Source organism: Paenibacillus graminis, from assembly GCF_000758705.1.
GTDB lineage: Bacteria > Bacillota > Bacilli > Paenibacillales > Paenibacillaceae > Paenibacillus_AQ > Paenibacillus_AQ graminis.
In genome coordinates, this window is record NZ_CP009287.1 from 1,130,475 (window position 1) to 1,155,324 (window position 24,850).

Consider the following 24,850-nt stretch of genomic DNA (forward strand, 5'->3'; position numbering starts at 1 on the left):
AGGGGCGGACTATGGATATTGGTCTTCTTAAAGTGTTTCAGGCAGCCGCTGAAGAAGGGAGCATTTCCAAAGCGGCCCAACGCCTGAACTATGTGCAGTCCAATGTGACGGCAAGAATTCAGCAGCTGGAGCAGGAGCTGAAAACTCCGCTCTTTTACCGGCACAGCCGGGGCATCACGTTGACTTCGGCCGGACAGACACTCATGGAATACACGCTCAAAATAATAAATCTTCTGGAGGAAGCAGCACAGGCGGTTCTGGATTCGCCGGTTCCGAAGGGCTCGATCACGGTCGGCTCGGATACGACGGCTGCCGTGCGGCTGCCTGCCATCCTATCCGCTTATCGCGGGTGTTACCCTGACGTCGAGGTTCAGCTGCAGATCGGACGAAACAATGATCTCATCGATGCCGTCCTGCAATATACCGTGAACGGAGCTTTCGTGGACGGACCGGTCGAGCATCCGGAAATAGTCCAGGAACTGGTCATCCATGAGAAGCTTGGGCTTATCATTCCGGATACAATCGACTATCAGGGCCTTCAGTCGGTACATGACAAGACGCTGCTGATCCTGAATGCGGAATGCATTTACCGCACCAGGCTGGAAGCGTGGCTCGGAAATGAGGGCTGCCGGCTCGGGAAGGTAATGGAGTTCGGGACCATGGAAGGATTGCTGGGATGTGTAAAAGCGGGGATTGGATATGCGGTTCTGCCCGTATCTTATTTCAACCGGATGAATGTAACAGAGGGAATCCGCTGCTATCCCTTTCCGGAGAGGTATGCGGAGGTTCCGACAGTGTTTATCCGGCGGCGTGACCTGTATATGACCAGCGCCTTCCGGGAATTCATAGAAGAGCTGAAGATGCGCCTGCCGGAAGCTGTGTGCGGAGCGGATATCCCTGCGGAGAACCCGGCGGAGCCGTAAAATTACAGGGAGCGGTCCGGTACTCGGTCCATGGGTCTGAAGGCATCAGCAGGGGTGTTACTCATGGGTACTAACGGGTATAATGGATAAAAGGAGATGATTTCCATGTCTGACTTTTTGAATGCTGGTCCTAACGTGCCCAGTCCGGATCCCGACGCCCACAAAGCCAAACATGATGCCGACGTGCGCAACTATCATCAAAAAGGCATAACGGGCTTCTGGAGGCAGGTTACCGATCTGGTGATAGCGGTGGCGGTGCTCGCAGTTATCGTGGGTCTCTGTATCTGGCTCTTTTAACGGATTTGCCCTCATGGTCTTTTGTAGGATTTGTCCAAATATACACAAGCAGCGGCACTCCGGCTGGTTCAGCCCCGGGTGCCGCTGCTTGTGTTCTGAATCTCTTCCGGAATGGACTATATAGATTGAACTAAACAATTTTATGAACAGAGCTAGTCATCCTTAGGGAAAAAGGATCACTAATCAAGCTCATTCGGCTTACGGAGTGACTTATGTTGGAAAAAGGATCACTAGTTTAGCTGAAAATTCCTATATGAGATGAATATGCACCAATTAAGTATACAAATTCCAACTAAAACCTACCCATTGCCAGGATTTCAGCAGATTAGGTTTACTTTTTCCACTTAGATTAGTTCCTGATGACCCTCACTCACGTTCCTCAAACTACTTTCCAGTTCTCCAACCCATATAGAGATTCAATGCAGCCGCCGGAATTGATCCGGTGTGGTTCCGGACTGCTTGCGGAAGGTGGCCACGAAGTGGCTGACATCGCGGAAGCCGACCTGCTGCGAAATGGCTTTTACTGTTAGATCGGGCTGGCTGACCAGCAGCTCCTTGCTCTTGCGGATACGCAGGCGGACAAAATAGGCATATGGAGAAAGGCCGAAGGTCTGCAGAAACAGGCTGTTAAGGTAGCGGCCCGACACATCAAGCTGCACAGCCAGGTCATGCAGGCCGATATCGGGATCGCCATAATGGCCGTCCATCCATTTGAGCAACGGCTGCACCTTGTCCACGTTGCGGGAGATGGAGGTATTGTTATGCAGGTGCCCGTATTTGCTGAGCGTCAGGAGGAACCGGTAGGCATCGGTAGAAGCACCAAGGCTGAACATATCCTCGGCGGCATCGTGCCGGTCGAGCATTTCCTTCAGCATCAGGGGCAGCGGAGCCTCACTCTCCCAGCGGTAATAGGAGTTGGCGTTCATCCCGAGTGAATCCAGAATCTGCCGGGCAGAGCTTCCCCCGAAGGTCAGATAATAGGTACACCAAGGTTCAGCAGACAGTGCTTCGTATCTGTGGGAGATCCCCGGGAGCAGAAGTACGCCGCTGCCTTCGGCGAGCGTAAGTTTTTTATTCTCAAAATGGATAATTCCCTCACCCTGCGAGGTCTGGAGCCAATGATAGGCGTGGTAGCCCTCAGGACGGGATACCTTCTCCTGATCGGGGTTGTAGCCCATGCTGTCGAGTGTAATCGGCAGGTGGTTTCCGCCTTCCTGGCCGAACACAATTCTGCGGGGGGCTGTCACGGGCAATTGTATCCTCTCCTTTTGTTCCATATTATTATATGTCCTGGCGGTAATTTTATATTTAAAGGGAAACGTAAAGCGTTTACAATAAGAATATACTTATACTATAAAGGATGTGCGATACGTGATCAACGATAAATTGCCGAAGATTTGGTACGGCGGAGATTACAATCCCGAGCAGTGGGACGCTCCGGTATGGGCAGAGGATGAACGGATGTTCAAGCTGGCGGGCATTGATGTCGCTACGATTAATGTATTTTCATGGGCGCTGATTCAGCCTTCCGAGGATACCTATGATTTCTCCGGACTTGATGAATTGATGGACCGCTTATATAACAATGGAACCTATGTCTGCCTGGCTACAAGCACAGGGGCCCATCCGGCCTGGATGGCCCACCGTTACCCTGAAGTGACCCGGGTCGATGTGCAGGGCAGAAAGCGCAAATTCGGCGGACGCCACAACTCCAATCCGAATAGTCCGGTCTACCGTAAATTCGCTGCCAAGCTTGCGGGCAAGCTGGCTGAGCGCTACAAGGACCATCCGGGCCTGGTCGCCTGGCATATTTCCAATGAATATGGCGGCTACGACTATTCCGAGCAGTCTGAAGCCGCTTTCCGGGTCTGGCTGAAGAACCGTTACGGCTCACTGGATAAGCTCAACAAAGCCTGGAACACCCGCTTTTGGGGCCATACCTTCTATGATTGGGAAGAAATTGTTGTGCCAAACGAGTTAAGTGAGGAATGGAACGGCAACCGGACCAACTTCCAGGGAATCTCCCTTGATTACCGTAGATTTATGTCACTTAGCCTGCTGGAATGCTACAAGCTGGAATATAACGCCATCAAGGAGCACAGCACAAATGTTCCGGTGACAACTAACCTGATGGGCTTCTACCCTGAGCTGGATTATTTCGAGTGGGCGAAGCATATGGATGTTGTCTCCTGGGATAACTATCCTTCCCTGGATACACCGGTCAGCCATACGGCTATGACGCATGACCTAATGCGCGGTCTGAAGAACGGCCAGCCGTTTATGCTGATGGAGCAAACGCCGAGCCAGCAGAACTGGCAGCCGTACAACTCGCTGAAGCGTCCAGGCGTAATGCGCCTGTGGAGCTATCAGGCGGTAGCGCGGGGTGCGGACACGGTGCTGTTCTTCCAGCTCCGCCGCTCCATCGGCGCCTGCGAGAAGTATCATGGTGCCGTCATTGAGCATGTGGGACATGAGCATACCCGGGTATTCCGTGAATGTGCCGAGCTTGGCAGAGAGCTGGAGCTGCTGGGCGATAAGCTGTTGGATGCGCGCAGTGCAGCGCAGATCGGCATTATCTACGACTGGGAAAACCGCTGGGCGCTTGATCTGTCCAGCGGACCTTCCGTAGCGCTGGATTATGTGAACGAAGTGCATAAATATTACGACGCGCTGTATCAGCAGAATATCGAAGCCGATATGATCGGTGTCGAAGAAGACCTCTCCAAGTACAAGATTGTTATTGCTCCGGTGCTGTATATGATCAAGCCGGGATTTGCCGAGAAGGTCGAAGCCTTCGTGAAGGCGGGCGGCACATTCGTTACGACTTATTTCAGCGGGATCGTGAACGAAAATGATCTGGTTCCTGTCGGGGGCTACCCGGGCGAGCTGCGCAAGGTGCTCGGCATTTGGGCTGAGGAAATCGACGCGCTGCTGCCGGGAATGGGCAATGAAATCGTGATGAGCAAAGAGTGGGGCGCGCTGAACCGCACTTATCCGTGCGATCTGCTATGCGATCTGATTCACGCGGAAGGCGCTGAAGTGCTGGCTGAATATGGCGCTGATTTCTATAAAGGTATGCCGGCTCTAACCGTGAACCGCTTTGGCGAGGGCAAAGCTTACTACGTGGCCACCAGTCCGGATGCGGCGTTCCTGCAAGGGTTCCTGTCGAACCTGTGTGCAGAAAAGGAGATTCAGCCGCTGGTCAGCGCCCCGGAAGGCATCGAATCCGTACAGCGCGTCAAGGACGGTGTATCTTATCTGTTCCTGCTGAACCATAAGGAAGGGGAGCTTAGCGCCGATATCGGTTCCGTGCAGCGCACCGATCTGCTGACGGGCCAGACCTTCAGCGGCACGGCCGTTGTCCCGGGACGGGGGGTTCTGATTTTGTCGGACAAGAGCTAGGATTAGTTCGGAAGAGTGGGGAAAAGTAGATTTAACTTGGGCGAATTCACTTGAAAAGGTAGAATTGGACGGAATAACTATCCTTTTTCCAGCTAACGCTTGCGGGGAAGCGGGATTAGAAAGAATTAAGTTCACTTGCCTATCTGATAGACACGTATTATTACGCGTGCTAAAATAGTGGGTATAAAGAAGATCAACGGTTTCGTATAAATTGCTAGTTTAAGCGAAACCCACCGTTAGGGTGCCAACCTATTCGCGGTGGGTTTTCGCTTGTTCCGAAGTTTCCGATGCAGCACGACACAAGGTTGACCAATCGGCGCCACCCCCTTTCGGTAAGCTGCGCCGTGGTCCGAAAACATCCACCACATTAAAAGTCCATGGAGCAAATTATAGCATCCCATCCGCTCACATTACTATTCATTCAACCCCAGAACAAGAAAATGGTTTGGAAAGATAAAGGATGTTCGATCTTTGCTTTTGCGAACTTCGTTAATTGATTGCGAAGAGTAACGGTTCAGGAGAGAGGCAGCACATGACAACATTACTGGTAACAGGCTACCGTGCGCATGAGCTCGGGATTTTTGACAGCAAACACCAGGGGATTCCTTATATCAAAAAGGCACTAATGAACAGATTGGTCCCGCTCGTCGAGGAGGGGGTAGACTGGATCATTACACCCGGCCAATACGGCGTGGATCTGTGGGCCTGCGAAGTGGTGCTTGAGCTGAAGCAGCAGTATCCCGGTCTGAAGCTGGGCATTATCACCGCACACGCTTCGCCGGAGGACAAGTGGAAGGAGGACAAGCAGAACGAGTACCGGCGGATTATTGCCGGGGCCGATTATTGTGGGGCGGTCAGCAATGCCCCGTATGACGGGAGCTGGCAGTTCCGGGCCAGAGATGACCTGTTGTTCCGCAAAAGCGATGCGATTCTGCTGTTCTACGATGAAGATGCCGCCGAGGGTAGTCCGAAATTTTTCAAAGAGCGGGCATTGAAGCTTAATGCAGAAGGAGACTATGGCCTCTATCTGATGCATGCCGAGGAGATTCAGAATATTGCTGATGAAGAGAGCCAGCAAGGCTATGAATAAGGAGGACAACCAATGGGTTCTGTGAATAGCGAAGAGGATATTTGTTATGTCATTTTGTTAAGTCCAACCCCGCAGGACCGGAGGGATATGAATATCATCCGGGCGCATGTCAAGCATCTGCAGGAGCTTGAGCGCAGCGGACAGCTTGTCATGTGCGGACCCTTCAGCGACAGTCCGGGAGGCATGGTCATCATCTGTGCCGATTCCCGCGAAGAAGCAGAGCAGATCGCACAGCGCGATCCGTACATTCTCACGGGAATCCGCAGCTATGAGCTGCGCACCTGGGGACTGTCGCATGCAGGGAACCGGCACATGGGCATCGCAGAAGAATAGAAGAGGCAGCTCTTCCCGCAGAAACGGTACCGTCTCATTAGAGGGCGGTATCGTTTCTTTTACAATATAAGACTGCTATAAGCTTCCCTTCTATTTCCCGCAGAAACGGTGCTGCCCTTTATAAAGCCGGCGGTGCCGTTTTCCGCTTATATAAAGCTTTGCAGGGAAGGTGCTTTGCGGACCTTGTAATTCTGCTCGTAGGCATAGGCCAGCCGGATCAGCACCGGCTCCTCATAGGCCCGGGCAGAAAAGGTCACGCCAAAGGGAGCGCCGGCGGAGGTGTAGCCGGCAGGCACGACGATGGACGGATAACCTGCCCTTGAGGTAATCCGCGCGCCGAAATCGGCCGGGAACAGCAGTGCGTCAAGCTGGTGCTCCTTCATGGCGGCATCGATTCCGAGCTCCTTACAGAGCCGGAGATCCGTTGCCCGGTCGCGCAGATACTGCGGCTCGGTGAACGTCCCGGAGGAGGTATATTCGGCATCCAGCAGCGTGGATTGTCCATATCTCAGCGTCTCCACAGGATGGGCATGGTTGAAATCGATGATGTCCTTCAGCGTTCGCATCGGGGCTCCCGGGCCGAGACGGGCCAGATAGGCATTCAGTGAGGTTTTGAATTCATTCAGCACAACGGAGGAGTATTTGATTTCCCTTGCTGTCCGGATGTCTGCGGGATCAATGATGATGGCGCCAAGCCCGCGCATCCGCTCCACCGAGGCATTGAACAGCGCCGACTGCTCGTCTGTCAGCTCCTCAAAATAATAATCCCGCGGAATGCCGATCCGCGCGCCCTCCAGCCCGTTCGGGTCGAGAAACACCGTATAATCCTCATGCAGACGGCCAACGCTTGTGCCCATGGCGGCATCGCTGTTATCCTTGCCCAGCATCGCGTTCAGCAGCAGAACAGCATCGCGGACCGTGCGCGCCATGGGACCGGCGGTGTCCTGTGTGTTGGAGAGCGGCAGTATGCCGGAACGGCTCAGCATGCCTACAGTCGGCTTGATGCCGATGACCGAGCCGAGATTCCCGGGATTCAGAATCGACCCGGAGGTTTCCGTGCCTACGGATACTGTGCAGAAACTGCAGGCCACAGCTACTGCAGAACCGGCACTGGAGCCGCCTGTCGGAGTGGATATGTTGTATGGATTAAGCACCTGTCCGCCGCGCGAGCTGTACCCGGAAGGCATGCCATTCGTCATGAAATTGGCGAATTCCGTCATGTTGGCTTTGCCCATAATGACCGCCCCGGCTTCTCGCAGCCTAGTGACAATAAAGGCATCTTCCCCGGCAAAAGAATCTGCCAAAGCCAGCGAGCCTGCGCTGGTATGCATTTTATCGCCTGTGTTGATATTGTCTTTGAGCAAGACCGGTATACCGTGCAGCGGCCCGCGCGGCCCCTGCAGGGAGCGTTCCGCATCCAGAGCTTCGGCGATGAAAAGGGCATCGGGATTAATCTCCAGGACGGAGTTCACCGTCAGCCCGCTTTTGTCATGCTCAGCGATGCGTTCAAGATACATGAGGACTAATTGCCTGGACGTCATTTGGCCGGTTTCAAGCGCAGCCTGAATCTCCGGAATGGTAGCCTCTACGATTTCAAAACTCATGCGGTTCACGCTTCTTTCCCTCTAGGTTATGGCCTTCTTGTTCATCTAAACATAATTTGCCTTGTGTTGATAGGGGATACTCCACAGCTCCTTCGGCGTCTGCGTCGGCCGCACCTGTAGAGCAAGCCTCAGAGCAAGGGGTTCCAACGTTAGACGAGCTTATCCAGAAGTCGGCAGAAGCCGCCAAGGACCTGAAAAGCTTCGGGATGGATTCGCAGGTCTCTCAGAATATGACCATTAAGGGCGAAACGGCCAAGCAGCAAAAAGTAGAAATGACCACTAAATCTGAATTAATCAAGGAACCGCTGCAAATGCACCAGACTGTCAAGGTAGATACAAACGGGCAAGGTGTACAGAATGTGGAGCAGTATATCACCGATTCCGGTATCTACTCCCAGACAGGCGGTCGATGGTTGAAAATCCCGACAGAGATGTCGAAACAGATAACAGCTTCGCTGGAGCAATCCGCCAACCCTGAGGCGCAACTGGAGCAATTCAAAACCATTGCCAAGGATACGAAGGTCACCGCACCAAGATGAAGACAACGATCAATCAGCATAATGAGATCAGTGAGATTAAAGTGCCGGAAGAAGCACTGAGTGCCAAGGAAGTACAGATGCCTGCTACGAAATAATGCGGGTAGTGACAGGCTGCTATCAACTGTATAGTCTTTTGTATTTAAAAAAGGACAGTTCCGAAGCCGAAACGGCTGCTGGGACTGTCCTTTGTAGCCTTTGTTGTCCGATAGGGATCAGCGGTCTTTAAGTCCGGGAACCCCTCCCGGTCGTTCCGGACACAGCAGCCCTTATTTCTCTGAATTCTCCTGTTCAGCCATTCTTCCGGACAGAGAAGACGTTATATTGAGAGTCACTGCTGTGCTTGAATACTTTGGCCAGACGCCCGAGCCTATGGAATACTCTAGCCCTGAGTCCGGGCAAATCCTTCTTCCGCCAGATATTCCTCGGCTTCCTCAAGTGTCTCAAAGGCCATCTCCAGCTGAAGCCCGGCGTAGAGATACCACAGGTCATCCTCCGGCTTCAGGCTCAGCGTGTGCCCTTCATGATTGGTCCACAGCGACTCTGCAGCGGGTGCCGTTTTTTTCTTCCTTTTGCCGGGTGCGGGCGCCTCCGGAATAAACATGGACAGGGAGGCAATAGACGCCTCCAGCAGGCTCCGCAGCTCGGACTCGCCGTAGTCGCGGATATTCACCATGCCCTTGTCATCGGTCTCATAGCCCCGCAGCAGTCCCCCGTACACAAACCCGTTGCCATTCGGATGGAGATGGAAGGCTACGGTCTTTTTCTCGTGGCGGCTTTGCTCAAAGTGATAATTCACCCGGCCGAGCGACACGTTTCTCCGCTCAAGCTCGGGATAGGAATCAAGAATCGCCAATTTCTGTTCAAAAGTAAGCATATACAGCCTCCGGTTTACGGTTTCAAATACAGTCGTCTGATTATACCATGCCGCCCGCTTCAAGGACCAGAACCGGACGCCAGCCGGCCGGGGTCTACCGCCATAATGGCAGGGTTATTACAAACGTGCAGCCTTGCTCCGGCCTGTCGCCAAGCCGGAGGCTTCCGCCCATTGCCTCGGCAAGCAGACGGCTGAAGGTAAGGCCAAGCCCCAGCCCCCGGAGAACGCTTTGCTTGCCGCTGCTGCGGAAGAAGGCCTCGAAGATCCGCCCGCGGTTCTCCTCGGGGATGCCCGTTCCATTATCCGTGACGGTAATCACTGCATATCCCTGCGGGTTCTCCTCCAGGCGGAGGTCCAACTGGAGCATCTGTCCCGGCGGCTTGGCCTGAACGCTGTTGTTCAGCAGATTGACCATAATCTGCTGAATGCGCAGCGGATCGCCCCGCAGGAACAGGGGCAACTTCGGCAGCTGAAGCTCCGGCGTACAGACCTCCACGCTCTGGGTCAGCTTCCATTGATAGACGATCTCCTCCAGCAGCGGAACGGCCTCCAGCCTGTCATGGCGGATCGCGACAATGCCAGCGGCCAGGGCGTTGTAATCCAGCAGATCTGCGACCATGCGCTGCAGCCGCCCGGCCTCCAGCAGGGCAATGTCAAGGAATTCGCTGGCCTCCCCGCCTTCGACAATGCCCTCACGCACCGCATGCACCAGTCCCTTGATGGAGGTAACCGGGGTCTTCAGCTCATGGGACACCCCGGCCAGCATCACTGCCCGGGACTGCTCGAATTGCTGCAGCTTGCCTGCCATCTCCTGGAAAGAGAGCAGCAGCTCGTGAATCTCGCGCTCCTTGGCCTCCGTCTCCAGGATGATGTTATATTTCCCCCCGCTGATCTGCGAGGCCGCGGAGGCTACCCGCTGAATCGGCTTGGCCAGCTTGATGGACAAGAGATAGATGGTCAGCCAGCTTAAGATGATCAGGAAGACGATCAGAATGGAAAAGAAAGTGATCTCCTCCCGCGGAATGTATCGCAGCGAGCGTTTGGACTGCAGCACCATCACCTGTCCCAGTGTCTTGCCGTTTCCCTGAATCTGGGCGCCGGCCGCCTTGAACCCTGGGCTTCGCGCCGCATCCAGGCTGTCGTTAAGCTCGTAGCGCATTTCCTTCTCGGTCATCTCCGGCTGCGAGAACAGCAGCTCGCCCTTGGGACCGGTGATGATGACGCACATTTCCTGCGTCAATTTGAAGAACCGCTTGCGGTCCTCAATCAGCCCATGCAGAGCCGGAGTGACATTCAGGCTGCCGTCTGCACTGACGCTGCGGTCGGCAATCTCCTGGGCGAGCAGGGCGGTGGTCTGCATCCGGTTGTTCATCGCTTCCTGCTGAATCCACCAAAAGGTCACAAGCGCGGTGAGCAGGAGGCCTGTGCCAATAATCAGCAGATAGCGGACTGTCCAGTAGGAGAGGATGGAGGTGCGCTTTTTTTGCTGCTGCTTCTTCTTCAGGCGGTCCATAATTGATACCCCGTTCCTCTAAGCGTGCGGATTTCGCCTTCCCCGGCAGGCCAGTGCGAAAGGGCCTGGCGCAGCCTTTTGATCGACAGATCCACCGCCCGGTCGCTTCCGTCATAATCCATTTCCCATACATGCTCCAGCAGCTGGTCCCTGGTGCAGATCTGATTCGGGCGCTCTGCGAGGAAGAGCAGCACCGACAGATCACGGGGGCTTAACGAAACCTCGGCCCCGTTCAGGAATACACTGCGGGCGCCAAAATCTATAAACAGGCTGCCATAATGGCGCTTGCGGCTGCCGTCGGACCACTGCGAAGGGCGGCGCAGCACCGCATTTACGCGGGCCACCACCTCTTCGGGAATGAAGGGCTTGGACATATAATCGTCGGCCCCTCCGTCCAGTCCGGCCAGACGGTCGCCGATAGAGTCTCTGGCCGTCAGCATAATCACGGGACAACTGCTTTTCTCCCGGATCAGGCCCAGCAGCTCGAAGCCGTCCATGTTCGGCAGATTAATATCAAGCAGGATCAGGGAAGGCGGCGCAGCCTCGAAGGCTTCCAGTGCAGTGCGCCCGTCTGCAGCGAGAGTGACCTGAAAGCCCGCCTTTTTGAGATAGGCCCCAAGCACGCGGGCAATCGCTTCCTCATCTTCGACAATCAGAATGGATTTTATCATAATATAGTCCAGTCTCCTTAACGACATTCAACGGTTAGTTAAAATTACGACAATTTTACCACAAATGCCGGCCACACTGCTTTGACTTATTCCCGACATATTGCTTTGTTAGAATGGGAACCAGGCCATAGAGGGCATATGCAAAAATTTGGATGGAGGGAATAGGATGAAGAAAAAAACAACCGCCATAATCGCCGCCGGAGTCGTTATCGCAGGAGCAATTACCGCATTTGCTTTCTTGAATAACACCTTGGGCAACAATGTTGAAATCGAGTCCGTTATTCCGACACAGGAGACAGGGGCGTCGAACGGGACGAACACGGCGAATGCGGCAGCCGCACCGACAGGAGCCGCCGTTACAGCAGAGCAGTTAAATGGTGTCTGGAACATCGCCGACACTTCCAAAGTATACTGGTCGGTAACGACCTCCAAGGAAACAGTCAATTTCGTAGATCCTACAGTTACAGGAACCTGGAATGTGAACCTAAACGACTCGGGCGCGATGACCGGTGAAGGAACGGTAGAGATGAGCGCCCTGGACTCCGGCAACGCGAAGAGAGATGAGCATGTAAAAGGAGCGGACTTCCTGGCAGTCACAGAATTCCCGCAGTCCACCTTTGTCGTCAAATCCTTCTCGGAGCTGCCGGCGGAATGGACGGAAGGTACAGCGGTACCGGTTCAACTGCAAGGCACGATGACAGTAAAAGGCAAAGAAAAAGAGGTCACCTTTGATTCCCAGGCTGTATACAGCGGCGGGCAGCTTATGCTGTCGGGTACAACCACTGTGACCTTCGCGGATTTCGGCATGGCCAACCCGCACTCGATTGTATTGGACACCGAAAATAATCTGGAGGTCCGTCTGGAGCTTGTACTGTCGAAATAAAAGAACCAGCTCAGTAAAATCAATGAAAAAACTCTTCCCGGCTGCTGCCTATTAGCGGCTTTCAGGAAGAGTTTTTTGATTTTCGCTGGATATCCAACCTGCTCAGCGGTATATTTTTACTTATACTGTGTGGAGGGGGAAGCTCTGTGATTGAAGTAGCAGCGGCGATTATATATAACCATGAAGGCCGTATCCTGATCGCGCGGCGGAGGCAGGGCAAATCCCAGGCCGGCTTGTGGGAATTTCCCGGCGGCAAGCTGGAGGACGGCGAAGACGCGCCGGCTTGCCTCCGCAGAGAGCTGATGGAGGAGATGGGGATCGCCATCCTGCCTTATGCGGCTTTTGGTGTGAATGAGCATAACTATGACGGATTCACAATCAGGCTGATTGCCTGGGAGGCCGAATATCTGGAAGGCAGGATCACGCTGAGCGACCATGACGCTTTCCGCTGGGTGACTGCGGAGGAGCTGGACGGGTTTGCTTTTGCTCCGGCCGATATCCCTTTTGTGAACAGGCTGCTGGAGCCGTTAAGGTAAGCGGGCCAGCAGACGATATACTATATAGTGGAAAAGTACGTACTTGAGCTGCGGATTTCAATAGCGGTTTATTTACTGCGGGTAGACGCAGGCAGCTTGCTGCGCACCCGATGTTTGTAGCAACAGGAGGTTGACAATGTATGTTCAAAAGCAGACTGACGATGATCGTATGCAGTGCTGCGGCGATGGTTCCTATCGTGCTGTATTTCTATCTCTACTCGCGGATGCCGGATTTCGTGCCGATTCATTACAGCGGAGCCACGGCTGACCGGTTTGTAAATAAATGGAGTATTGATGTCGCCATGCTCTGCCTGCTCAGCTGGTTCGGCTTCGGCTTTATGCGGCTGCTGCAATTTTTATTGCGCAGAATGTTCCTGAGCAGCTATATCCACAACATGGCGTCCATTCACCGGATCTGGAATGCGGCAACCCTGCTTGTGACGGCGGCCTTTGCCGCGATTAGCATCTGTGCTCTGCTCGCTATGCTGTAGCGGGGATGCTCTTTCCGAAAGTTATATTAGCAATCCGATATTGTAGCTATAATAAGGAATATAGAATAAAACCTATTCTTAACCCTTTCGGCTAAACTAACTCGAATATGGGAGAGCAGAATGAACAAGAGGCAAACAGAGATAATGCGGAATTTGTTAATGGAACCAGAACGCTTATGGCTGGTGCAGGATTTGGCGGATCAGGCCGCCTGCTCGGATAAAACCATTCGAAGTGATCTGAAGGTCATTCAGGATTATATTAACAAGCATTCCAAAGCACAACTTGTGAGAAAGCCGGGGCTTGGGATTTATCTGGAGCTGGGTGAAGAAGACCAGTCTGTTTTGCTTCATCTGCTGTATTCCGAGGAGCATAAGACAGAACATGAATCTGATGAAGAAAGAGTGCTGCATATCGCCTACCGGCTTCTGATGAACGCCAGCCCGGTGACTACGCAAGAGCTTGCTGAACAGTATTATGTGAACAAAACGTTAATCCGCAGAGATCTGGAGAAGATTGAGCACTGGCTGCATAATCTTGACCTGGCGTTAATTATCCGGCCCCGCATAGGTCTTATGATTAAAGGCACCGAAAAGAATAAACGCCTGGCCCTTGCCAGGCTGAACCAGCTGATTGACAGCCCTGAACTTACGGGACAATGGATGCGCAAACAGTTTGAATCACATGAAATTGCAGCTGTAAATCATGAACTGAAAATATTTCAGGAACAGCACAGGCTCTTGTTTACAGATGAAACCTTCGAAGGGTTGATGCTGCATATTCTGCTGATGGTCAAACGGACCAAGCTGAACCAGCCCGTTTCGCTTTTGGAACAGGATATTTCCTTCCTGCAGGAAAAAGAGGAATATACTTGGGCTGCAGCATTTTTACAGCAATTGCATAAGCTCTTTTCAGTTTCATTCTCACGGGAGGAAGCAGCCTACCTGACCCTGCATTTGCTGGGCGGAAAATTCAGATATGGGCAGGAGGAGACAGAGGGAAGACGGACCCTGTTGGCGGACAGCCATCCGCTTCTGCCGGAACTGATCAGGCAGCTGGTCCAGCGGATGTCGGAACTGAATATGATCGAGTTCTCCAGGGACCAGGTGCTCCTGAACGGACTCAAGATTCATTTGTACACTACACTGAATCGTCTCCATTATGGCTTGAAGGTAACCAATCCGATGCTGGCCGATATCAAAAAGATGTATCCCTACATGTTTGACCGTGTGATTGAGGCTCTGGAAGCGGCAGGCCAAGCAGTTCGGCAAACGTTTCCAGAAGAAGAGGCGGCCTATATCACTCTGCATTTTCAAGCTTCTGTTGAACGGCTGCAGCAGAGTGAGCGGCAGCCGCAAAAGGCCGTCATTGTATGTCACATGGGCATCGGGATGTCTCAATTGCTCCGTACCAAAGTGGAACGCAAATTCCCGTCGGTGCATGTGGGAACAACTATATCCAAAGCTGAGGTCAGGAGATATCTGGCCGCACATGACGTGGATTTGGTTATATCCACCGTGGCTCTCCCCGAGGACGTTCAGCATATAGTCGTCTCCCCGCTTCTGGAACCCAGGGATGAGCGCTTGCTGGAGCAGGCCATCCGGCGGCTGGATGAGCCTGACCGCAGGGTGGAAGAATCCGTTTTTCTAAAGTATACAACCCCGTTCCTGGTCTTTCTCCAGCAGGAGGCGCAGCGTCCCGGAGCGTTAATTGCCAAGCTGGCAGGAGTTCTTGAACAGAAGGGTTATGCGGAACAGGGTTATGCGGAGAGTGTGCTGGCCAGAGAAAAACTGTCCAATACCGCCATTGGCGGAGGCGTGGCTATCCCGCATGGGAATTCGGAGTATATCAGACAATCTTCTATTGTTATTGCTGCGCTGAAGCAGCCGCTGTCCTGGGGGAGCGAAACCGTACAATTGGTGTTCCTGCTTGCGGTCAAACCTGACGAACGGGAAGAAATGCGGAAGCTGTTCAGAGAATTGTCCCGGATTAGCGAGCAGCCTGCACTGGTCAGCGCGTTGGCCAAAGAAACGGATGCAATGGTCCTGCTCCGGAAGCTAAACGGATAAATTACAAATGGAATATGCGTTGGAGGAGGGGTGTCTCAAACAGCCATGAAGCGGCTGCTTGGGATACCCCTCGTTTTTTGGGCAGAATGGACCTGGGCACTTATGGAGGATGGTGATGCTTTTGTTAGTATTAATCCGTTTTTCCGGAAGTTCCGGTAAAAAGTTTATCCGATATCGGTATATAAGGCGGGTATACTTTTCAATGTAAGCGCTAAGAATACTCGAAAAGGATGATGACTATGAAAATATTAGCGATAACCTCGTGTCCTAACGGCATTGCACATACCTATATGGCAGCTGAGAATCTGCAGAAGGCAGGAAAGAAATTAGGCATCGAAATTAAGGTTGAGACACAGGGCTCCATCGGTGTGGAAAATGAGTTGACGGAGGACGAAATTCGTGAAGCTGACGGCATCATTATTGCAGCGGACAAGACCGTAGTGAAAGACCGGTTTGTCGGGAAGAAGCTGCTGGTGGCCGGAGTGCAAGAGGGTATCCGCCATCCGGAAGAACTGATCCAACGGGTGATTAAAGGCGAAGTGCCAGTGTACCAACCACAGTCTCGCTCTACCGACAGCCGTCCGGGGGATAAAGCGCCGAAACAAAACCCGGTTTACCGCCATTTAATGAATGGAGTCTCCTATATGGTGCCCTTTATCGTCATTGGAGGGCTGCTGATCGCAATTGCCCTGACGATTGGCGGTGTGAAAACGCCGGGCGGTCTAGTGATACCGGAAGGCTCCATCTGGAAGAACATTCAGGATATCGGTTCTGCTGCATTTACCTTTATGGTGCCAATCCTGGCAGGATTTATCGCATTGAGTATTGCAGACCGGCCGGGACTTGCTCCGGGTATAGTCGGCGGATTTATCGCCGCGAACGGAAGCTTTTATGGCAGTGAAGCAGGGGCAGGGTTTATTGGCGGGATTATCGCTGGTTTTCTGGCAGGTTATGTAGCACTCGGCATCCGTAAAATTAAGGTTGGGCGGGCGTTACAGCCGATTATGCCCATTATCATTATTCCCGTGCTCTCCTCACTGATTGTGGGTTTGATCTTTATCTTTTTCATCGGAGCTCCTATTGCCCAATTGTTTGTAGCGTTAACCGGCTGGCTTGCCGGGATGCAGGGAACAAGCTCGATTCTGCTGGCTTTGATTCTGGGCGCTATGATCTCCTTCGATATGGGTGGTCCGGTTAATAAGGTCGCCTTCCTGTTTGGATCGGCCATGATCGGTGAAGGAAACTATGAAATTATGGGCCCTATCGCCGTAGCTATATGTATTCCGCCGATCGGGATGGGTCTGGCTGCAATGATCAGCAAACGTAAATTTGCATCTGCTGAACGTGAAGCCGGGAAAGCGACATTCACCATGGGGTTGTTTGGGATTACTGAAGGCGCGATTCCTTTTGCTGCCCAGGACCCGCTGCGCGTGATTCCGAGTATTATGGCCGGCTCAATGGCTGGTTCGGTCATTGCGATGCTGGGGAATGTAGGCGACAAAGTAGCCCATGGTGGACCTATTGTAGCTGTATTGGGTGCTGTTGACCATGTTGTTATGTTTTTCATTGCCGTTATCGTCGGCTCTGCCGTGACGGTGGCCATGGTGACTCTGCTGAAGCGGGACGTTGCAGCTGAGGATTATCATCCAGAAGAACCGGCTGATGCTCCAAAGAGCACGGGAAATGTTCAGCTGGCCAAACCAGCCGGGACTTCAACAGCCGTCAGCGCGGAAACGTCTTCTGGACATATTGAGAAACTGACGGATATTGTAACACCGGATCTGATTGAGCTGAATTTAGCTGGAACCACACAGGACGCTGTTATTGATGAAATGATTGCAGTTCTGGTTGGAATCGGGGCCATCAGCTCTGCGCGCGACTTTAAAGAAGGGATACTGGCGCGTGAGGACGAAAGCTCTACGGGCATCGGCATGAATATTGCCATCCCTCATTGTAAGTCGGATGCGGTCTTGAAGCCGAGCGTGGTTTTTGGCATCAAGCAGGACGGAGTGGATTGGAAAAGTGTAGACGGCAGTCACGCGAAGCTGATATTTATGATTGCCGTCCCGCGCAACAGCAAGGAAAACACACATCTGAAGGTGCTGCAAATGTTGTCCCGCAAGCTGATGGATGATGATTTCAGAGAAGCGCTTCTTGCGGTTGCGACGAAGGAAGAGGCTTATCAGCTGCTGGGGCAGGTGCACTAATTCAGGGTGGAAAAGTAGATACAGGCTGGCGATCCCCAACCCCGGGGACCGCCAGCCTGTTTGTGTGCCGTTCCCGCCTAGCCTGTACTCGCAAGGTATAGTTTGATAGAATCAAAAGTACCTCAGGCCAATCATAAGGAGGATTCATCAATGACAATCGGTAACGCTTACAAGGTAAAATGGGGAATTCTCAGCACAGGCTGGATCGCGCACCAGTTCGCAACCGATCTGGCCCATGCATCGAACGGGCTTGCCTATGCTGTAGGTTCGCGCAGTCAGGAGAGTGCAGATGAATTTGCCAGAAAGCACGGCATTCCCGTAGCCCATGCCACGTACGAGGATTTGGTCAATGATCCGGAGGTGGATGCTGTTTATATCGGGACACCCCATCCTTTTCATAAAGACAATGCGCTGCTCGCACTGCGTGCAGGCAAGGCGGTACTCTGCGAGAAGCCGTTTACGGTGAACAGCGGTGAGCTTGAAGAGATTGTGGCGTATGCCCGTGAGCATAAGCTGTTCCTGATGGAAGCTATGTGGAGCCGCTACCTTCCGGCTAACGTCAAGGTCAGAGAATGGATTGCCGCGCAGCGGATCGGAGACGTCCGGCTGGTGAAGGCGGATCTCGGCTTCCGTGCCGATTGGAACCCGGAGGGCCGTCTGCTGAACCCGGCGCTGGGCGGCGGTGCGCTGCTGGACGTCGGCATTTATCCGGTTTCTTTTGCCTCAATGATCTTTGGACCCCACCCGGAGAGTGTGGCCAGCACTGTACATATGGGGGAAACGGGGGTAGATGAGCATTTCTCGCTGCTGCTGTCCTATGGCGGGGGCAAATCGGCTTCCTTAAACGGCGGGGTACGCCTGAATATGATGCAGGAGGCCTATGTGTTCGGGACGGAAGGCCATATTGTCGTAAAGGGCTCTTTTGTAAATCCGAGGTCAGCCGAGCTGTATGCCGGCGGTGAGCTTGTGGAGACCTTTGAAGATGACCGGACTTCTACCGGATATGCCTTTGAAGCCGAAGAAGTGGGGCGCTGTCTGCAGGCGGGGCTTACGGAGAGCCCGGCGCTGACGCTGGATGAATCTTTAGCCGTTCTGAAGCTGCTGGATCAGGTTCGTGCGGAGTGGGGACTCGTGTATCCCGGGGAATAAACGACACGATGATTGCTCCGTTCAATGACGGGCGATAGACAGAAGATGGATAACAGGAGGTGCGAAATGACACTGGACAGCGACCGGTATCAAGGCTGCCTGCAAGGGCTGGCAGCAGGTGATGCGCTGGGGACTACCGTCGAGTTCAAGGCGCCGGGGACGTTTGCGCCACTGGAGGACATTGTCGGCGGCGGAGTGTTCGGGCTGCAGCCGGGGCAATGGACCGACGATACCTCGATGGCACTGTGCCTGGCGGACAGTCTGCTGGCGGCTCCGGGCTTTGATCCTGCCGATCAGATGCGGCGGTATGTGCGGTGGTTCCGCGAAGGGTACCTGAGCAGCACCGGGGAGTGCTTCGACATCGGGAACGCCACGCGCTCTGCGCTGCTGCAGTTCGAGGCCAGCGGCGAAGCATACAGCGGCTCGGAAGATCCGCGTAGTGCCGGGAACGGCCCGGTCATGCGCCTGGCCCCGGTGGTTATGTACTATGCGGAGGACCCGGCGGCGGCCATAGAGTATGCTGCGAGAAGCTCGCGGACCACCCATGCCGCCGCAGAGTGCGTGGATGCCTGCCGCCTGATGGCCGCTTATATCCTCGCCGGGCTGCACGGCTGGAGCAAGCAGGAGCTGCTGGCCCCGGACGCCTTCGGCGGCTGGCTGGAGGAGGAGACGCTATCTCCCGGCATTCTGGACATTAAGCGCGGTTCTTACAAGCTTAAGGCACCGCCGGAGATTAAAGGCTCCGGCTATGTGGTGCAATCGCTGGAAGCGGCGCTGTGGGCATTCCACAGATCGTCCAGCTTCGCCGAAGGCGCGTTGCTGGCCGTTAACCTGGGTGATGATGCCGATACCACCGGCGCGGTTTACGGCCAGATTGCCGGAGCCTATTACGGCCTCGGCGGCATACCCGCGCAGTGGTCGGGCAGACTTGCCATGCGTGGTCTGATCAGCGATTACGCCGGACGGCTGTTCGGCGAGCGGGCAGGAAGGTAAGCGGATAGCATCAGGCAGGAAGTAAAGTAAATAGAGCAGGTAGAAGCTCCGCGGCGGCGGAGCTTTTTTGAGGTTCGGGAAGTTATGATATTCTTCCGTTTTGGATAGGGGAGGATTCGTGGCGGGTTCGCTTTGAACCGCCGCAGGCGGGAACGGGATGAAACAACGGCAGAAATGCCGTTGTTGAAGCGCCGCAAGCGGGAATTGGACGAAACAACGGCAGAAATGCCGTTGTTGAAGCGCCGCAGGCGGGAACGGGACGAAACAACGGCAGAAATGCCGTTGTTGAAGCGCCGCAAGCGGGAACGGGATGAAACAACGGCAGAAGTGCCGTTGTTGAAGCGCCGCAAGCGGGAACGGGACGAAACAACGGCAGAAGTGCCGTTGTTGAAGCGCCGCAGGCGGGAACGGGACGAAACAACGGCAGAAGTGCCGTTGTTGAAGCGCCGCAGGCGGGAACGGGATGAAACAACGGCAGAAATGCCGTTGTTGAAGCGCCGCAGGCGGGAACGGGATGAAACAACGGCAGAAGTGCCGTTGTTGAAGCGCCGCAGGCGGGAACGGGATGAAACAACGGCAGAGGCTCCTAGGCCCCCTAATGGACAAGGTTTTTTACGAGGAGTTTGCCCCGGATTTGGATTCGGTTATGACCAAAAGTACCAATGACATCTACTATCTGACCGTTGACCATTTTATCCACCAGAGCTATACGGATATTGCGCTGCTGTCGCCGAAGCTTTTTGCCAAAGGCATTGACCCGGTGCATACTATCGATATCACCCGTTCTTATGTGGGAGCTTTCTTTGACCAATATTTAAAAGCGGAGCCGCAGCTGCTGCTGGAAGGGCCATCGGCTGATTTTCCCGAGGTAAAGTTTGATCAGGACTATACGAGCTGAGGAATCCAGACTGCTGAGCGGGTGCTTTTCCGCCTTTCCCGACAGGAGGGAACGACCCGGACAGGCAGCGTCTTGTGCAAGCGATGGAGGTTCTTGGAAGTTGAATGCGAAGTGGAAAAAGTAAAACTAATTCGCTGGTAACCGCTCCTCAGACGATGGTTAGTGGGAATTAGTATACTTAATTCGGGGCTTTTAACCGCTTATCGGCCGACATGGATAAATTAGATTTACTTTTTCCCACTAAGCTTGATCTAGCGGCGGACGGCAGGAAATTAAGCCTACTTTTTCCACTAAGGACCCTGGGTTCTGCTCTGGTACCGCCCTGGTACCTCTATGGTACTGTTCTGGTATTGCTCTGGTGCCGATTTGGTGCCTCTCTGGTACCGCTTGGTACCTCCAAGTGTAAGACTTACCGGCTCAGTGTTGCGGTGAACAATGTATCGATAGGCAGGGGGATTAGGCATGGAAGGAATGACACGCGGAAAGTTGGCGAAACGGACCGGGCTGAGCATGGCAGCCATCCGTTATTACGAGGACAGCGGCGTTCTCCCTGTCCCCGCGCGGATAGCTAATGGCTACCGGATCTGTACGGAGGATTATCTGGTAAAGATTAAGTTTCCCTGGGGTACTCGCTGAAAGAAATCCAGGAAGTGCTGCATATGCTGGGTCAGGACATGGATGCTGAAGCTTTAAGAGAACGGGTCCGGGGCAAAATCGCGGAAATTGACCAGCGGATACAGGCGCTGCGTTCCATTCAGGATATGCTTGCCGGTCTGCTTCAAACGCCCAGTGATGAGGTTCATAATTACCTGAAATCCTTTCGTCCGCCGGATAAGGACTAGGCCTGTTGTCTGGCCAGCAGTTCTTCTGTGGCTACCGGGAACAAGGTTTTCACGATTTCAAGGATTGCTTTCGCGTAGTCCTGGATCTCTTGCTGGGCATCATGCTCCAGCCGCTGGTTCAGAAAATGGGCAACGGACTGCAGGGAAGCCGTCCAATACCAGCGAACATACAGGCCGTATGCCGCAAGGAACAGTCTGGCCTGTTCGGCGCAGATGCCATCGGCCAAAGCGGCTTCATATTTCTGCATGCCCAGCTGGGTGTACTCCATAAGTTCTCGCGTATATTTCTCGCCAAGCTCCCAAGCCACCAGACCGCCGCTGCCTTGTTTTGAATTCTCGGGAGCTCCTCTCCACTGTCCGGCAGAAGGAATATAAAAAGCCGGTTCCTCCGTAATATACCTGCGGCTGGATTCATTCCACGCCTCCAGACTGTCTCCAGTGCCCTCATAATGAGCTGAACCCACTACATATTTCCACCACTGCCTGGCGACCATGAGCGGAGCATAGATTTCCAGTTGGATTACGATATAGTAAGCTCTCTAATTCTTATTCGGGAATAGGGGGCTTTCTCCTGCAACAAGCGGCAGTCTCTAATTCTCTAATCGATATGAGCATGGTATAATTTCCCTGGGTGATCATCATTTCTATAGGGTTAAAGGAAGTGACAGCAGGTGCAGCTTAGGCAAATGGCCGTAGCCTTCATATTTAATAAGCGCAGGGAAGTGTTATTTCTGCAAAAGAAACCAACCAGTGCGTTTCTTCCCGGACTGCTTGTTCCCGTCGGAGGACATATGGAGAGCGGTGAGATCAGCGATCCGAAGCGGGCATGCCTTAGGGAGATTCAAGAGGAGACTGGGCTGGGAGAACACGCGCTTACCGGATTGGAACTCCGGTACATCGTGCACAGAATGAAGGATGAGCGGGAGATCCGCATTCAATACATTTTCACAGGAGAGGCAGCGGCGGACAGCGAACTGGTTGAGAGTGATGAAGGCCAACTGCTCTGGGTGGACTGCAATGAAGTATCCAGCCAGCACGTCTCAGCTTCTACTGAAGCAGTGATACGGCACTTCCTTGAAACTGGAATATATAATCACAAAACTTACATTGGCACCATGCACGGTAAGCAGGGACAAGCAGCAATGAACTGGGCGGTGCTCGAGGATTGGGAAAGCAGGGTGAGTCTATGAACGGAACGGTGAGCATTTTAGGTGTGCCATTTTCCAAGCTGACGCTTGAGGAGACGACACTTCATTTAGCTGAACAAATTGAGAACAAGCGGGACAAGCTGTTTCATCTGATCACGGCCAATCCTGAAATAACGCTCGCAAGCCAATCGGATGAGCTGCTGCAGCGCATAATCCAATCAGCGGATATGGTTGTTCCAGATGGTATCGGCATCGTATTGGCGGCGAGAAGACAAGGTAATCCCATCCCCGAAAGGGTTACGGGATATGATCTTCTGCTGAAACTATTGGAGCAGGGGAATAAGCGGAGCTGGAGTTTTTATTTTTTGGGTACAGATGAAGAAACCAGCAGGCAAGCGGTGGAAAAGATCAAGCACAGTTACCCAAGAGTCAGGATTGCCGGCAGGCATCATGGATTTTTTGACGCAGCGGAGGAAACGGAGATCATCGCCGGCATTCAACAGTCCAAGCCGGACATTCTTATTCTTGCTATGGGTGCTCCGTTCTCGGACAAATGGCTTCATAGGCATAAGAGTGAGCTTGCGGGAGTTCAACTGGTTTTTGGCGTAGGGGGCAGTCTGGATGTGATTTCGGGAAAAGTAAAGCCTACACCTCCTGTATGGAAAAAGCTTAACCTCGAGTGGGCACACCGCTTGCTGTTTTCTCCCGTTGCCAAGGGACAGAAATCGCGCTGGCGCAGACAATCCGCGCTGCCGAAATTTGTATACCGGACGATGATCCGTCAGATGATCCGGAGATAATGGAGGGCAGATGGACAAAGAGAATAATGATAAAATACTGCGGCTTATTTCGCTAATTTCAACTGGAGCAGAGGATTACGTCAGGACTGCTTTTGCCAAACAAAGGGTAACGGTTGTGTACTATGAAGAATCCGGGGATAATCAGGGTGTGTTTTGTTTCGCAGAGGATGACGATTGCATTATCGCTTACGCTGTTTTTAATCAAATAGCCCGGATCGGTTTATTGTTAAGGGTTATAGAGAATAGTATGAAGCCTTACCTGGAAGCGGATGAGTGCAGAGAATTGTGCTTTAATGTATATGGTGAAAATAGGGATGTTATTGAATTTGTCAGATCCCTTGGTTTTGTCTCAGATATGGAAGGGTATCAGCTCATGTATGACTCTGCTTCGCAGCTTCTCTTGGACGAACAGTCTGAATTATGGGAACGGGAGTTCACGCCGGATATGCTGGAGTCGTTTATTGAATTATTTGACGGAGCATATTATTCATTAAATGAAGACAATGGCTGGGAAGTAGATCGATACCGGAACAACCCGGATACCTTTATGAGGACACTTACCGGATACGGATCGGCTGGAGGGGTGCAATCATTTTGGCTGCATCATCAATTAGTGGGTGCATGTATTTCAGAAGGACAATTTATCCGCGATGTCGTTGTAGCACCACAATACCAGAACTGCGGGTATGGGCGAACCATTTTGCAGGGCTGTGTTAAACGCATGAGGGCCTTGTATGCCGAGGGAAACATCTATCTGCGGGTGGCGGCAAGCAACACAGGGGCTAAAAGATTCTATGAAAGAAATCATTTCGTCGAGTGCGGCTTTTTTGCTGATCATACTTACCCAAGTCCAGACCGCTAAAAGGCTCTATATGTACACTCGGCAAATTGGCTGTGAAGTTTGTTGAACCTTCCGCTTAAGGAAGTCTGCCGTCTTGCTGTCCAAGATCATTTTGACCAATCCATGAAGACAGTGAAGGAGAGATGCCTGGTGATCCGATTGTGCGAGAAGAAGGACGAGGAGAACATGTACCAGATTATCAACGATGCCGCTAAGGCATACCAGGGTGTCATTCCGGCGGACCGTTATCATGAGCCGTACATGAGCCGGGATGAACTTGTACGGGAAATTCAGGATGGGGTCGTCTTTTGGGGATTTGAAGACAATGGGGAACTGTGTGGTGTGATGGGGATTCAGGATAAAGGCGAGGTGTCACTAATCAGACATGCCTATGTCCGAACGGCTCAGCGTCAAGGCGGGATTGGAAGCAAGCTGCTAAAGCACATTATAGAACGTACAAGCAAGCCAATCCTGATCGGTACATGGGAAGCGGCAAATTGGGCAATCTCTTTTTACATCAAAAATGGCTTCAGGCTGGTACCTGCCGACGAGAAACGACACTTGCTCAGCCAATACTGGAGCATCCCGGAACGGCAGGTCGAAACGTCAGTAGTTCTTAGTAACCAGGGCAGGCCGGATAGATGATATTTTGATCTGCCGGACTGTGCTTTCGTACAGGTCCATCTTTCCAGTTCCACAACCCATAGACTGGGGCTTATCATTGAAGAGAACGTCAGGTGCAATGCTTT

At 53.0% G+C, this 24,850-nt stretch carries 28 protein-coding genes; 22 read left to right on the plus strand and 6 right to left on the minus strand.

Annotated features, from left to right (window positions below; all coding sequences use genetic code 11):
• Positions 1 to 11: 11 nt before the first annotated feature.
• Positions 12 to 923, plus strand: coding sequence for a LysR family transcriptional regulator (locus PGRAT_RS04835; protein WP_042266128.1), 912 nt, complete (start codon positions 12 to 14; stop codon positions 921 to 923).
• Between the two features lie 105 nt (positions 924 to 1,028).
• Positions 1,029 to 1,220, plus strand: coding sequence for a hypothetical protein (locus tag PGRAT_RS04840; protein ID WP_025707733.1), 192 nt, complete (start codon positions 1,029 to 1,031; stop codon positions 1,218 to 1,220).
• Between the two features lie 416 nt (positions 1,221 to 1,636).
• On the opposite strand, the gene PGRAT_RS04845 is transcribed toward PGRAT_RS04840, so the two are convergent.
• Positions 1,637 to 2,467 carry an AraC family transcriptional regulator gene (locus tag PGRAT_RS04845; protein WP_238326883.1) on the minus strand — a complete coding sequence of 277 codons (831 nt, stop codon included), beginning with the start codon at positions 2,465 to 2,467 and terminating at the stop codon, positions 1,637 to 1,639.
• Between the two features lie 124 nt (positions 2,468 to 2,591).
• Here PGRAT_RS04845 and PGRAT_RS04850 point away from each other — a divergent pair, with 124 nt between their 5' ends.
• The 3 genes from PGRAT_RS04850 (at position 2,592) to PGRAT_RS04860 (ending at position 6,045) form a co-directional block, all read left to right on the plus strand.
• Positions 2,592 to 4,622: a beta-galactosidase gene (locus tag PGRAT_RS04850; protein ID WP_042266131.1), complete on the plus strand. Its 2,031-nt coding sequence runs from the start codon at positions 2,592 to 2,594 to the stop codon at positions 4,620 to 4,622.
• Between the two features lie 532 nt (positions 4,623 to 5,154).
• On the plus strand, positions 5,155 to 5,712 hold the full coding sequence (locus tag PGRAT_RS04855) for an SLOG family protein (RefSeq protein ID WP_025707191.1): 558 nt from the start codon (positions 5,155 to 5,157) through the stop codon (positions 5,710 to 5,712).
• 12 nt (positions 5,713 to 5,724) lie between these two features.
• Complete coding sequence (locus PGRAT_RS04860) at positions 5,725 to 6,045, plus strand: YciI family protein (RefSeq protein ID WP_051424769.1); 321 nt, start codon at positions 5,725 to 5,727, stop codon at positions 6,043 to 6,045.
• Between the two features lie 146 nt (positions 6,046 to 6,191).
• Here the strand turns inward: PGRAT_RS04860 and PGRAT_RS04865 are convergent, their stop codons facing one another.
• Complete coding sequence (locus tag PGRAT_RS04865; RefSeq protein ID WP_025707189.1) at positions 6,192 to 7,649, minus strand: amidase family protein; 1,458 nt, start codon at positions 7,647 to 7,649, stop codon at positions 6,192 to 6,194.
• A gap of 56 nt (positions 7,650 to 7,705) precedes the next feature.
• Here PGRAT_RS04865 and PGRAT_RS34755 point away from each other — a divergent pair, with 56 nt between their 5' ends.
• Both PGRAT_RS34755 and PGRAT_RS34760 read left to right on the plus strand, forming a co-directional pair.
• The gene (locus PGRAT_RS34755; protein WP_025707188.1) at positions 7,706 to 8,188 is read left to right on the plus strand and encodes a DUF6612 family protein; all 483 of its coding nucleotides are present in this window, start codon (positions 7,706 to 7,708) and stop codon (positions 8,186 to 8,188) included.
• Positions 8,185 to 8,283 (plus strand): hypothetical protein, encoded by a 99-nt coding sequence (locus PGRAT_RS34760; protein WP_337588170.1) that lies wholly within the window; start codon positions 8,185 to 8,187, stop codon positions 8,281 to 8,283. Before PGRAT_RS34755 ends, PGRAT_RS34760 begins: the two co-directional genes overlap by 4 nt.
• Before the next feature lie 284 nt (positions 8,284 to 8,567).
• On the opposite strand, the gene PGRAT_RS04875 is transcribed toward PGRAT_RS34760, so the two are convergent.
• From PGRAT_RS04875 to PGRAT_RS04885, 3 genes are all read right to left on the minus strand, one after another.
• Complete coding sequence (locus PGRAT_RS04875; RefSeq protein ID WP_025707187.1) at positions 8,568 to 9,062, minus strand: hypothetical protein; 495 nt, start codon at positions 9,060 to 9,062, stop codon at positions 8,568 to 8,570.
• Between the two features lie 94 nt (positions 9,063 to 9,156).
• Positions 9,157 to 10,575 carry a sensor histidine kinase gene (locus PGRAT_RS04880; protein WP_025703610.1) on the minus strand — a complete coding sequence of 473 codons (1,419 nt, stop codon included), beginning with the start codon at positions 10,573 to 10,575 and terminating at the stop codon, positions 9,157 to 9,159.
• Positions 10,563 to 11,243, minus strand: coding sequence for a response regulator transcription factor (locus PGRAT_RS04885; protein WP_042267818.1), 681 nt, complete (start codon positions 11,241 to 11,243; stop codon positions 10,563 to 10,565). Before PGRAT_RS04885 ends, PGRAT_RS04880 begins: the two co-directional genes overlap by 13 nt.
• Positions 11,244 to 11,412: 169 nt before the next feature.
• On the opposite strand from PGRAT_RS04885, the gene PGRAT_RS04890 reads away from it, so the two are divergent.
• From PGRAT_RS04890 to PGRAT_RS34770, 11 genes are all read left to right on the plus strand, one after another.
• Positions 11,413 to 12,129: a YceI family protein gene (locus tag PGRAT_RS04890; protein ID WP_025708517.1), complete on the plus strand. Its 717-nt coding sequence runs from the start codon at positions 11,413 to 11,415 to the stop codon at positions 12,127 to 12,129.
• Positions 12,130 to 12,275: 146 nt separating this feature from the next.
• Positions 12,276 to 12,665, plus strand: coding sequence for a (deoxy)nucleoside triphosphate pyrophosphohydrolase (locus PGRAT_RS04895; protein WP_025708516.1), 390 nt, complete (start codon positions 12,276 to 12,278; stop codon positions 12,663 to 12,665).
• A gap of 140 nt (positions 12,666 to 12,805) precedes the next feature.
• Complete coding sequence (locus tag PGRAT_RS04900) at positions 12,806 to 13,156, plus strand: DUF1648 domain-containing protein (protein ID WP_025708515.1); 351 nt, start codon at positions 12,806 to 12,808, stop codon at positions 13,154 to 13,156.
• Positions 13,157 to 13,276: 120 nt separating this feature from the next.
• Positions 13,277 to 15,223 carry a BglG family transcription antiterminator gene (locus PGRAT_RS04905; protein WP_025708514.1) on the plus strand — a complete coding sequence of 649 codons (1,947 nt, stop codon included), beginning with the start codon at positions 13,277 to 13,279 and terminating at the stop codon, positions 15,221 to 15,223.
• Positions 15,224 to 15,462: 239 nt separating this feature from the next.
• Entirely contained in the window at positions 15,463 to 17,430 is a 1,968-nt protein-coding gene (locus PGRAT_RS04910; RefSeq protein WP_025708513.1) for a PTS fructose transporter subunit IIABC, read from the plus strand.
• Positions 17,431 to 17,580: 150 nt separating this feature from the next.
• Positions 17,581 to 18,579, plus strand: a complete 999-nt coding sequence (locus PGRAT_RS04915; protein WP_025708512.1) for a Gfo/Idh/MocA family protein — start codon at positions 17,581 to 17,583, stop codon at positions 18,577 to 18,579.
• 66 nt (positions 18,580 to 18,645) lie between these two features.
• Positions 18,646 to 19,572: an ADP-ribosylglycohydrolase family protein gene (locus tag PGRAT_RS04920; RefSeq protein ID WP_042266141.1), complete on the plus strand. Its 927-nt coding sequence runs from the start codon at positions 18,646 to 18,648 to the stop codon at positions 19,570 to 19,572.
• A 132-nt stretch (positions 19,573 to 19,704) separates the two neighbouring features.
• Positions 19,705 to 20,238: a hypothetical protein gene (locus PGRAT_RS04925; RefSeq protein WP_042266143.1), complete on the plus strand. Its 534-nt coding sequence runs from the start codon at positions 19,705 to 19,707 to the stop codon at positions 20,236 to 20,238.
• On the plus strand, positions 20,207 to 20,470 hold the full coding sequence (locus PGRAT_RS04930; protein WP_218918643.1) for a hypothetical protein: 264 nt from the start codon (positions 20,207 to 20,209) through the stop codon (positions 20,468 to 20,470). Before PGRAT_RS04925 ends, PGRAT_RS04930 begins: the two co-directional genes overlap by 32 nt.
• 462 nt (positions 20,471 to 20,932) lie before the next feature.
• Positions 20,933 to 21,106, plus strand: a complete 174-nt coding sequence (locus PGRAT_RS34765) for a MerR family DNA-binding transcriptional regulator (RefSeq protein WP_337588173.1) — start codon at positions 20,933 to 20,935, stop codon at positions 21,104 to 21,106.
• A gap of 23 nt (positions 21,107 to 21,129) precedes the next feature.
• Entirely contained in the window at positions 21,130 to 21,312 is a 183-nt protein-coding gene (locus PGRAT_RS34770; protein ID WP_337588172.1) for a MerR family transcriptional regulator, read from the plus strand.
• On the opposite strand, the gene PGRAT_RS04940 is transcribed toward PGRAT_RS34770, so the two are convergent.
• On the minus strand, positions 21,309 to 21,839 hold the full coding sequence (locus tag PGRAT_RS04940) for an FAD-dependent thymidylate synthase (protein WP_342342273.1): 531 nt from the start codon (positions 21,837 to 21,839) through the stop codon (positions 21,309 to 21,311). The genes PGRAT_RS34770 and PGRAT_RS04940 overlap by 4 nt on opposite strands.
• 144 nt (positions 21,840 to 21,983) lie before the next feature.
• On the opposite strand from PGRAT_RS04940, the gene PGRAT_RS04945 reads away from it, so the two are divergent.
• The 4 genes from PGRAT_RS04945 to PGRAT_RS04960 all read left to right on the plus strand — a co-directional run bounded on the left by PGRAT_RS04945 (position 21,984) and on the right by PGRAT_RS04960 (position 24,746).
• Entirely contained in the window at positions 21,984 to 22,502 is a 519-nt protein-coding gene (locus PGRAT_RS04945) for an NUDIX domain-containing protein (RefSeq protein ID WP_025707526.1), read from the plus strand.
• The gene (locus tag PGRAT_RS04950; RefSeq protein WP_025707525.1) at positions 22,499 to 23,260 is read left to right on the plus strand and encodes a WecB/TagA/CpsF family glycosyltransferase; all 762 of its coding nucleotides are present in this window, start codon (positions 22,499 to 22,501) and stop codon (positions 23,258 to 23,260) included. Before PGRAT_RS04945 ends, PGRAT_RS04950 begins: the two co-directional genes overlap by 4 nt.
• 10 nt (positions 23,261 to 23,270) lie before the next feature.
• Positions 23,271 to 24,122, plus strand: a complete 852-nt coding sequence (locus tag PGRAT_RS04955; protein ID WP_025707524.1) for a GNAT family N-acetyltransferase — start codon at positions 23,271 to 23,273, stop codon at positions 24,120 to 24,122.
• A 129-nt stretch (positions 24,123 to 24,251) separates the two neighbouring features.
• On the plus strand, positions 24,252 to 24,746 hold the full coding sequence (locus PGRAT_RS04960) for a GNAT family N-acetyltransferase (protein WP_025707523.1): 495 nt from the start codon (positions 24,252 to 24,254) through the stop codon (positions 24,744 to 24,746).
• The last annotated feature ends 104 nt before the right edge of the window (positions 24,747 to 24,850 follow it).